This is a genomic window from Streptomyces cavernae, from assembly GCF_004023625.1.
In the GTDB taxonomy this organism is placed as follows: Bacteria; Actinomycetota; Actinomycetes; order Streptomycetales; family Streptomycetaceae; genus Streptomyces; species Streptomyces cavernae.
Window position 1 is genome coordinate 191619 of the sequence record NZ_ML137713.1, and the last position, 8709, is coordinate 200327.

Genomic DNA, 8709 nt, shown 5'->3' on the forward strand with positions numbered 1-8709 from the left:
TCGGCCGCACCGTGGGAACGGCGGTCGGCCGACCCCCGCCGGCGGCGGTCGTGTTGGGGGCTGCACAGGAACTATCGGCTTGCGCGGGAGCGATCGGCCGCGCGGGAGCGTTCGGCAATGCGGGAACGATCGGCTTGCGCGGGAGCGTTCGGCCGCGCAGGACCGTTCGGCTACGCGGGACCGTTCGGCCGCGCGGCACCGTTCGGCCGCGCGGGAGCGTTCGGCTACGCGGGAACGATCGGCTTGCGCGGGAGCGTTCGGCCGCGCAGGACCGTTCGGCTACGCGGGACCGTTCGGCTACGCGGGACCGTTCGGCCGCGCGGCACCGTTCGGCCGCCAGGAGCGTGCGGCTACGCGGGGGCGTTCGGCTACGCGGGAGCGATCGCGGTCATCGGGGCGCCCGTTGTGGGTGCCGGGGTGTGCAGGGCGGGGAGCGGGGCCTGGGCCGGTGCCGGGGTTTCGGGGAGTTGCTCCGGGAGGCCCACCGGGCGCACCGGACGGGGGCCCGCCACCACCGCGTAGTCCGCGCCGAGGAACGCCGGCATGAGCTCCCCGGGGTCCTCCCCGAGAGCCAGCCGCACCGCGGCCCAGGGCACGTTGATCCCGCACTGCGCCAGCTGGTGCAGTCCGCCCGCCGGACGGGTGTTGACGTCCAGCAGCACGGGTTCGTCACCCAGCAGCCGGAACTGAATGTTGGTCAGGTAGTGCAGACCGAAGGCTTCAGCCGTCAGCCGGGCGGGCTCGATCCACTTCGGGTGGAGCGTGAAGCCCCGGCGCCGCCCGTTCTTGGTCCGGCCCACCGCCATCCGCACCCGGCCGTCCGGCCCGGTGAGGCAGTCCACCGACACCTCCGGCTCCGTGAGCCGCGGCATCACCAGCCAGTCCACGGGCTGTTCGCCGGCGCGCACCGCCTCCACCACGAGGTCCAGCGGAACGTACGGGCTGGGGAAACCACTGAGGTGCGTCAGGGAGAACGGCGCCCGGGTGATGATCCGGAAGCCGACGCCGCCCGCACCGGACGCCGGTTTGAAGCAGGCCTTGTGCCCGTCCGCCTCCAGCGCCTCGACGGCGGTGACGAGTTCGTCCGCGTCGCGGACCCGGTACCACGGCGGCACCGGGACTCCCACCGCTTGCACGGCCTCATATGCCGTGATCTTGTCCTGGAAGGTGGCCACCGCCTCCGCGGGCGGCGTCAGCAGGGCGGTGCCGACCGAGGCGAAGTCCTCGCCGTGCGCGGCCACGGCCGCCTGGTAGGCGACCGGCGCGAAGACGTCGATGCCGTGCCGGGCGCACTGGTCGAGCGCGTACTCGACGTAGGCCGCGGGAGACAGACCCTCCGGCTCGAGCATCGCCGTGTCGGCGGCGGCGAGGACCGGGGAGTCGGGATCCACGTGCGTCGCATGGATCTCCACTGGACGGCCGTGCGGATTATCGCGCAGTTGGTCCATGAAGAAGACGTTCTCCGCGTACGTGCGGTTGAGCCAGACGCGTACGCGAGAGCCCATGCAGGCCGCCTTTCAAGGTTTGCGGGCAGGGCGAAGCAGGCCGTGCCCGGCCAGGGGTAAAGGGAGGTACACGAAACCGCCGTGCGCGAACGGAAGTCGGTGACGGAAGTGTTGGGGCGATCATAGGGCAGGCGGCCCGGTCTTCTGCTACGGGCGTGTAAATGATTCTTCAAACACCTTGCGTATTCGCTCGCCTGCTGGTGGTGACGGTCCGATGGTAGGACCCCGAGCGCGCCACCGCACCGAGAGCACCGCGGTCGGAATGCCCGCGGGAACGCGTCGTCGCACGGGGCCGGGGCGGTGACCGGAGCGCCCTGGCGGCCGCCCCCGGTCACCGGAGGCCTTCGGGGCTTCGGGCTCCCGGGCTCCCGGCTTCCCGGGCTCCCGGCTCCCCGGCCCCAGCTTCCCGGCCCTACCGGGCTTCCCGGCGTCCCGGCCTTCCGGCGGTACTGGGCCTCCCGGCTTCCCGGCTTCACGGCCTCGCGGACTCGCGGCTCCCCACGGCCTCCCGGCTTCCCGGCTTCACGGCCTCGCGGCCTCGCGGCCTTCCCGCGGCTTCGCGGCTTCCCGGCCTTCCAGTGGTCCCGGTCTCCCGGCCCCTTCGTGGCTGTCGGTGTGCCGGTGCAATCGGCAGGTGTGGCGGGCGGCGGTGTGCTCGGTGGGAACCGTTCCGTATCCGGCCTGCCGGAGACAGCGGGGCCGCCACGGCGGGTGGCCGGTCGCGAGGACGGGTCGGCCGGGCGCCGGGTGCGGCCCTGGGAACGGCCGGACCGGGTGACGCCCGTATGCCGGCCGCCGTCCGGGGCCTTGTTGCGGCGGACGCCCGCGATCCGGATGACCGCGCCGCCGGACCTCCGGAAGGCGGCTCGCGCCCCGCCGTACTGCGGAGAAGGCGGCGCCGCGTCGGCCACCGGCCTGTGGCCAGGTACGGAGGGCGGTGCGGCGGCCGAGCGTGGGCGTGCCGTGTGCCGCGTCGTTTCTCGTGGGAGGTTCAACTCCTCTCTCATGGGTGGTTCAACTCATCGGACGCGTAGATGACTTGGATCGAGCCGCCCTCGGTGTGCGCGGCGCACCGGACCGGGGCGCGTCCGGGGACGGTCGCGATCGCCGGCGCTCTTGAACGCCGGGGTCGGATGTGTTGTTGTGGTGGCGGTCGGGGGCACGGAGGGGGGCGAGGGTGAAGTCGACGGCTGACCGGTTCGGGCAGCTGCTGGCCATCAGCGATCTGCACATCGGCTATGCGGAGAACCGCGCGCTCGTCGAGAGGATGCGCCCGCACACCGACGCGGACTGGCTGCTGGTCGCCGGGGACGTCGCGGAGACCGTCGCCGACATCCGCTGGGCCCTGGGAACCCTCGCCGGGCGCTTCGCCAAGGTGATCTGGACGCCCGGCAACCACGAACTGTGGACTCACCCCAAGGACGAGATCACCCTGCGTGGCGAGGCCCGCTACCGCCATCTGGTGGACGTCTGCCGCGAGTTGGGTGTGATCACCCCCGAAGACCCGTACCCGGTCTGGGAAGGGCCGGGCGGCCCCGTCGTCGTCGCGCCGCTCTTCCTCCTCTACGACTACACCTGGCTGCCCAGGGGTTGTCTGTCCAAGGAAGAGGGCCTGGACTACGCGCACGGCACCGGGATCGTATGCACCGACGAACACCTGCTGCACCCCGACCCCTACCCGACCCGTGAGGCCTGGTGCCGGGCCCGGGTGGCACACACCGAGGGACGGCTGCTGACGCTGCCGCCGGAGCTGCCGACGGTGCTGGTCAACCACTATCCGCTGGACCGTCACCCCACGGACGTGCTGTGGCACCCGGAGTTCGCGATGTGGTGCGGCACCCGGATGACCGCCGACTGGCACCGCAGGTTCCGCGCCGCCGCGATGGTCTACGGGCATCTCCACATCCCGCGCACCACCCACCTCGACTCGGTTCCCTTCGAAGAGGTGTCGGTGGGCTACCCCCGCGAGTGGCGCAAGCGCCCGGGACCCCCGGGTACGCTGCGTCGCATCCTGCCGATGGAGGTCGAAAACGGTGATCGAGGAGCTGCTCCCGGACTCCGTCGTGGCCGTTGAGACGTTCTGCGCGGAGGCGGCGCAGGACGCCGAGGGCATCGACGAGGTGATCTTGTTCCCCGAGGAGCAGGCCGTCGTCGCCAAGGCGGTCGAGAAACGGCGTCGGGAGTTCGCCGTCGTACGCCGGTGCGCCCGCAGCGCGATGGAGAAACTCGGCATACCCCCCCAGCCGATCCTGCCCGGCGAGCGCGGGGCGCCGCGCTGGCCGTCCGGGCTCATCGGCAGCATGACGCACTGTGAAGGCTACGCCGCCGCCGCGCTCGCCCGATCCGCCGACCTGGCCTCCCTCGGCGTCGACGCGGAGGCCCATCTCCCGCTCCCGGAAGGCGTCATGGAGGCCGTCGCGCTCCCCGCCGAGCAGGAGCGCCACGACCGGCTGAGCGTCGAACACCCCGCCGTGCACTGGGACCGGCTGCTGTTCAGTGCCAAGGAGTCCGTCTACAAGGCGTGGTTCCCGCTCACCGGCCGGTGGCTGGACTTCGCCGAGGCGGACATCGAGATATCACCGGACACCGGGCGCTTCCGGGCCCGTCTGCTGGTGCCCGGACCGGTCGTGGGCGACGCACGGCTCGGGCACTTCGACGGACGCTGGAGCGTACGCGACGGACTGGTGAGCACCGCGGTCACCGTGGCCCACGACTGATGGCCGTGATGATGGACAGCGGTGCCCGGATGGAACTCGTCCACAAGTCCCGTGAGCGTGACGCGTTCCCCACCGGCTGGCGCCGCATCAGCGACACCGGTTTCGTGGTGACCGCGGAGCTGCCCCACGATCACCCCTTCTTCACCCCCGTACACGGCGACCGGGACGATCCCCTGCTGATCGTCGAGATCATGCGGCAGATCACCCTGCTGGTCACCCACGCGGGGTTCGACGTCCCGGTCGGCCACCACTTCCTGCTGAACTCCATGGACTTCACTTTCTTCCTGGAACGCCTCGATGCCGGCGCCGGGACCGGTACCGGCACCGAGAGCACCGAACTCGTCGCGGGTGTGCGCTGCTCGGAGATCGGACGGCGGGCCGGACATCTGGCACGGATGCGCAGCGACGTGGAGCTGCGCCGCCGCTCCGGCCAGGTCGTCGCCACCGGAGTGGGCCGGATCGGCGTCCTGAGCCCCGCGGTCTACCGGCGACTGCGCGGCGAACGGCACACCCTGGCCGGGGCAACGGTGCCGCCGGGCGTGCCGAAGTGGCTCGTGGGGCGCGGCCACGACCGCGACGTCGTCCTCGCGCCGACGCCCCGTACCGACGCCTGTGACTTACGGACCTCCCGCACGAACGTATGGGAGTTACGGGTCGACCCCTCCCACCCCACCTTCTTCGCCCGCCCGAACGATCACGTCCCCGGCATGCTGCTGCTCGAAGCGGCCCGCCAGGCGGCCCACGCCCTCGCCGCACCCGTCCCGTTCGTCCCCGCCCGCGGTGGCATCATCTTCGACCGGTACGCCGAACTGGGCATACCCTGCCTGGTCCGGGCCCGGGAAACCGCGCCGGACACCATCCAGGTGACGGCGCACCAGGCCGAGAGCCGGGTCTTCCGCTGCACCTTCACGGCACCCTGGAAGACGTCCTGAACCCGTCGCGGAGGTCGGTTTGATTCTCGTCACCGGAGTGACCGGCACGGTGGGCGCGGCCGTGGTCCGCGCACTCGGCCCCCATCAGCAGGTGCGCGCCCTGGCGAGAAGACCGGAACTGGCCCCCTCGGGGATCGAGGTGTACCAGGGGGAGTACGCCGACCACGACGCCCTGCTGCGCGCGTTGACCGGGGTTCGCGCCGCCTTCCTGGTCACCAACAGCCCTGTCGAGCCCGACGACGAGCGGTTCACCGCCGCGGCCCGCGAGGCCGGCGTACAGCATCTGGTCAAGCTGTCCGCGCAGGCCGTTGCCGACGAGACGGCCGATGACCTCATCACCCGGCGCCAGCGCCACAACGAAACGGTGATCCGGTCCTCCGGGCTGGACTGGACGCTGCTGCGGCCCCGCGCCTTCATGTCGAACACCCTCTCCTGGGCCCCGTCGATCCGCGCCCACGGGGTGGTGCGCGCCCTCTACGGCATGGCGCCCAACTCCTGTGTCGATCCGAGGGACATCGCCGAGGTGGCGGCCCGGGTCCTGACCGAACCCGGACACGAGGGCCGCACCTACGCCCTGACCGGCCCCGAGCCGATCACCCCCGAGGAGCAGACGCGACAACTCGGCGACGTGCTCGGGCGCCCGCTGCGCTTCGCGGAACTGACCCCGGAGCAGGCCCTGGCACACTTGACGACCCGTTACCCCCAGCCGGTGGCCCGGGCCCTGGTCGAGAGCGCGGGCCGCACCGCCGCCGGAGCGAAGGCCGAGGTGTCGCCGGCCGTGGCGGAACTGACCGGGCGGCCTGCCCGGACCTTCCGGACCTGGGCCGCGGAGCACGCGGCGGCCTTCGGTTGAGGCGGGGCGGCGCCAGGAGGTGTCACCGGCCCCTGCGCTCGGCGGAGGTGTCACCCCCTGCGGTCGGCGGAGGTGTCACCCCCTGCGCTCAGCGCAACACCACAGGCAGCTCCTGATGCCCGTTGGACAGGAACGACGGCAGCGGCCGAAGCGGCTTGTCCGGGTCGGCGAGGGCGATCCCCGGGAAGCGTTCGAACAGCGCGGACAGCGCGATCGTCGCCTCCATCCGGGCCAGCGGCGCACCCAGGCAGTAGTGCACCCCATGGCCGAACGTCACATGCTCGCGCCGGGTCGCGCGTCTGGCGTCGAAGACGTCGGCGTCGGCGCCGTGCACGTCCGGGTCGCGGCCCACGCCCGCCATCGAGATCAGGATCGGCTCCCCCTTGGCGATCACCACATCGCCCAGCTCGATGTCCTCCACGGCGTACCGGAAGGGGATGTGGGCGCCGGGCGGATCCACCCGCAGCGTCTCCTCGATGACGTCCTCCCAGCTCACCTCGCCCTCGTCCAGCAGGGCGCGCTGCTCGGGGTGGGTGAGCAGCGCGTGCACGGTGTTGTCGAAGAGGTTGACCGTGGTCTCGTACCCGGCGGAGATCATCAGCAGCAGCGTGTCCACCAGTTCCTGGTCGCTCAGCCGGTCCTCGCCGTGCTCGTCGCGCACCGCGATCAGGGCGCTGGCCAGATCGTCCCCGGGGTGGGCGCGCTTGACCTCGACGAGGTCGTTGAGCGCCGTGTACAGCTTCAGACCGTTCTCCATCACCTCCTCCGGGGAGACCGCGGTCAGGAAGGTGATGTCGATGACCTCGCGCAGTCCGTCCCGGGCCTCCTCGGGGATGCCGAGCAGTTCGCAGATCACCCGGACCGGGAGCGGGCAGGCGAACTCGGCCCGTAAGTCGACGGGCTGACCCGGCGCCACCCGCTGGAGACCGTCGAGGAGTTCCGCGGTGATTTCCTCGACACGAGGTCTGAGGGCGGCCGTGCGGCGTGCGGTGAAGGCCTTGGAGACCAGCTTGCGCAGCCGGTCGTGGTCCGTGCCGTACGCGGTGATCATGCTGCGTACGGACACCCAGATGGCCAGCGGCCAGGAGGCCGGTATCTCGCCGTTGATCCAGGCGGGCCAGTGCCGGTAGGCGTCCTTGGACACTCTCGGATCGGTCATCAGCTGTCTGACCGGAGCGGCGCTGGTGACGGACCATACGTTGACGCCGCCCGGCAGGGCGACCGGAACGACCGGTCCATGGGCCCGGATCCGGCGGATCTCGCCGTGGACGTCGGTGCCCGAGGGATCGATGGCGACGGGGCAGTGCTGGAGCTTCATGGCGGAGTCCCCCTGCTCTTCGGATGATCGCGGTGGCGATGCCAGATGCAGCCTAACGGCGCGTAAGAACGCTGCAACGGGGCCGAGTTCGCGACAGGGAATCACTGCGAATTCGGCCGCGGCATAGATATGAAACCGGAAGGTTGGTTTTAATGGACCGTGCCGCACCCGACGCGGCACACCGTCCCATCCCGTCGACCGCAGGAGGCGCTCGTGACGAAACAGGAACGGGCCATAAGGACGCGGAGCCGACTGATCAACTCGGCCGCAGAAGCCTTCCGGCGACAGGGCTACGAACGGGCGAGCCTCGCCTCCATCAGCTCTCAGGTCGGCGTCAGTTCAGGGGCGTTGCACTTCCACTTCGAGAACAAGGCGGCGCTCGCCTCGGCGGTGGTCCTGGAGGCGTCGCGCACGCTGTGCCGGAGCGCCTCGCACATCCAGCGCACCCAGAGTCCGGCCCTGCAGGCGCTGATCGACACCACGCACGCGCTCGCGGAACTGCTTCGCGAGAACGTCGTCGTCCAGGCCGGCTACCAGCTGAGCATCGCCGGCCACGGCAGCGGCCAGCCCACGCTGCGCGCCAAGTGGCAGACGCACGTGGCCCGGTTGATCGTGGAGGCCGACCGGGAGGGCATGCTGCGGACCGGGGTTTCGCGGGAGGACATCACGGCGTCCGTCGTGGCCGGGACGGTCGGGTTCGAACTGCTCGGCAGGGACAACCGGGCCTGGCTGTCACGGGGTTCGCTCACCGGGTACTGGCAGGTGCAGCTGACGTCGCTGGCCTCCTACGACGCACTCGACCGGCTGGTCCCCGCGGGCTCGGACTCGGCCCGCGTCCCACCCCAGACGACCCTGGCCCTGGCGACGGCCAAGTCCTGATCCACAGCGCCCGATTCACTTCGGCGAAGGGTCCGACGCACCTCGCACCAGGGCTGACAAGAACTCCACGGGGGTATCGCACCCCCGTCGAAGGCCAACTCCGGCCAGCCCCGGTCCCGATGCCCCGGGGGAGCCCCGAACCCGATGCCCCGTAGAGCACTTCGGCCTCCCGGACCACTCGGAACCCGGCCTTTTCCGTCCCCCGGACACCCGGCCTTTTCGCTCCGTTGGGCTCCGCCGCGCCGCGGGCCTCTCCGGGCTCGGCTCATGCGGGCGGCCCGGTCATCGGGCCCGCGATCCACCGAGGCCCGGAGCCGCACCGCCCGCCCAAGGCGCCACCGCACACCTGGGAGACCACCGCGCACCTGGGACAATTAGGAAACCACCGCCCGCCCAAGGGGTCCTTGCACTATGAGCGTCCGATCAGGTCGCGGGGGGGGGGGGGGGGGGGGGGGGGGGGCCCCCGCACCCCGCCCCGGCCGGGCGGGGGGCAGGGAACCCAAAA

The 8709-nt window shown here is 71.6% G+C and carries 7 protein-coding genes; 5 read left to right on the forward strand and 2 right to left on the reverse strand.

The window, feature by feature from the left end; all coding sequences use genetic code 11:
• Positions 1 to 368 precede the first annotated feature (368 nt).
• Entirely contained in the window at positions 369 to 1505 is a 1137-nt protein-coding gene (locus EF387_RS07830; RefSeq protein WP_128375761.1) for an ATP-grasp domain-containing protein, read from the reverse strand.
• Positions 1506 to 2682: 1177 nt separating this feature from the next.
• Here EF387_RS07830 and EF387_RS07835 point away from each other — a divergent pair.
• The 4 genes from EF387_RS07835 to EF387_RS07850 are packed head-to-tail and all read left to right on the forward strand — an operon-like array spanning position 2683 to position 6007.
• The gene (locus tag EF387_RS07835) at positions 2683 to 3579 is read left to right on the forward strand and encodes a metallophosphoesterase family protein (protein WP_128375762.1); all 897 of its coding nucleotides are present in this window, start codon (positions 2683 to 2685) and stop codon (positions 3577 to 3579) included.
• On the forward strand, positions 3539 to 4222 hold the full coding sequence (locus tag EF387_RS07840; protein ID WP_128375763.1) for a 4'-phosphopantetheinyl transferase family protein: 684 nt from the start codon (positions 3539 to 3541) through the stop codon (positions 4220 to 4222). Before EF387_RS07835 ends, EF387_RS07840 begins: the two co-directional genes overlap by 41 nt.
• Positions 4222 to 5154: a ScbA/BarX family gamma-butyrolactone biosynthesis protein gene (locus tag EF387_RS07845; RefSeq protein WP_128375764.1), complete on the forward strand. Its 933-nt coding sequence runs from the start codon at positions 4222 to 4224 to the stop codon at positions 5152 to 5154. The genes EF387_RS07840 and EF387_RS07845 overlap by 1 nt, the downstream gene beginning before the upstream one ends.
• Positions 5155 to 5173: 19 nt before the next feature.
• Positions 5174 to 6007: an SDR family oxidoreductase gene (locus EF387_RS07850; RefSeq protein ID WP_128375765.1), complete on the forward strand. Its 834-nt coding sequence runs from the start codon at positions 5174 to 5176 to the stop codon at positions 6005 to 6007.
• An 88-nt stretch (positions 6008 to 6095) separates the two neighbouring features.
• On the opposite strand, the gene EF387_RS07855 is transcribed toward EF387_RS07850, so the two are convergent.
• On the reverse strand, positions 6096 to 7325 hold the full coding sequence (locus EF387_RS07855) for a cytochrome P450 family protein (protein WP_128375766.1): 1230 nt from the start codon (positions 7323 to 7325) through the stop codon (positions 6096 to 6098).
• A 213-nt stretch (positions 7326 to 7538) separates the two neighbouring features.
• Between EF387_RS07855 and EF387_RS07860 the strand changes: the two genes are divergently transcribed.
• On the forward strand, positions 7539 to 8204 hold the full coding sequence (locus tag EF387_RS07860; RefSeq protein ID WP_128375767.1) for a ScbR family autoregulator-binding transcription factor: 666 nt from the start codon (positions 7539 to 7541) through the stop codon (positions 8202 to 8204).
• The last annotated feature ends 505 nt before the right edge of the window (positions 8205 to 8709 follow it).

Coding starts and splice junctions, on each gene's coding strand:
- EF387_RS07830 (WP_128375761.1), bottom strand. CDS start 1,505: ATGGGCTCTCGCGTACGCGTCTGGCTCAACCGCACGTACGCGGAGAAC.
- EF387_RS07845 (WP_128375764.1), top strand. CDS start 4,222: ATGGCCGTGATGATGGACAGCGGTGCCCGGATGGAACTCGTCCACAAG.
- EF387_RS07855 (WP_128375766.1), bottom strand. CDS start 7,325: ATGAAGCTCCAGCACTGCCCCGTCGCCATCGATCCCTCGGGCACCGAC.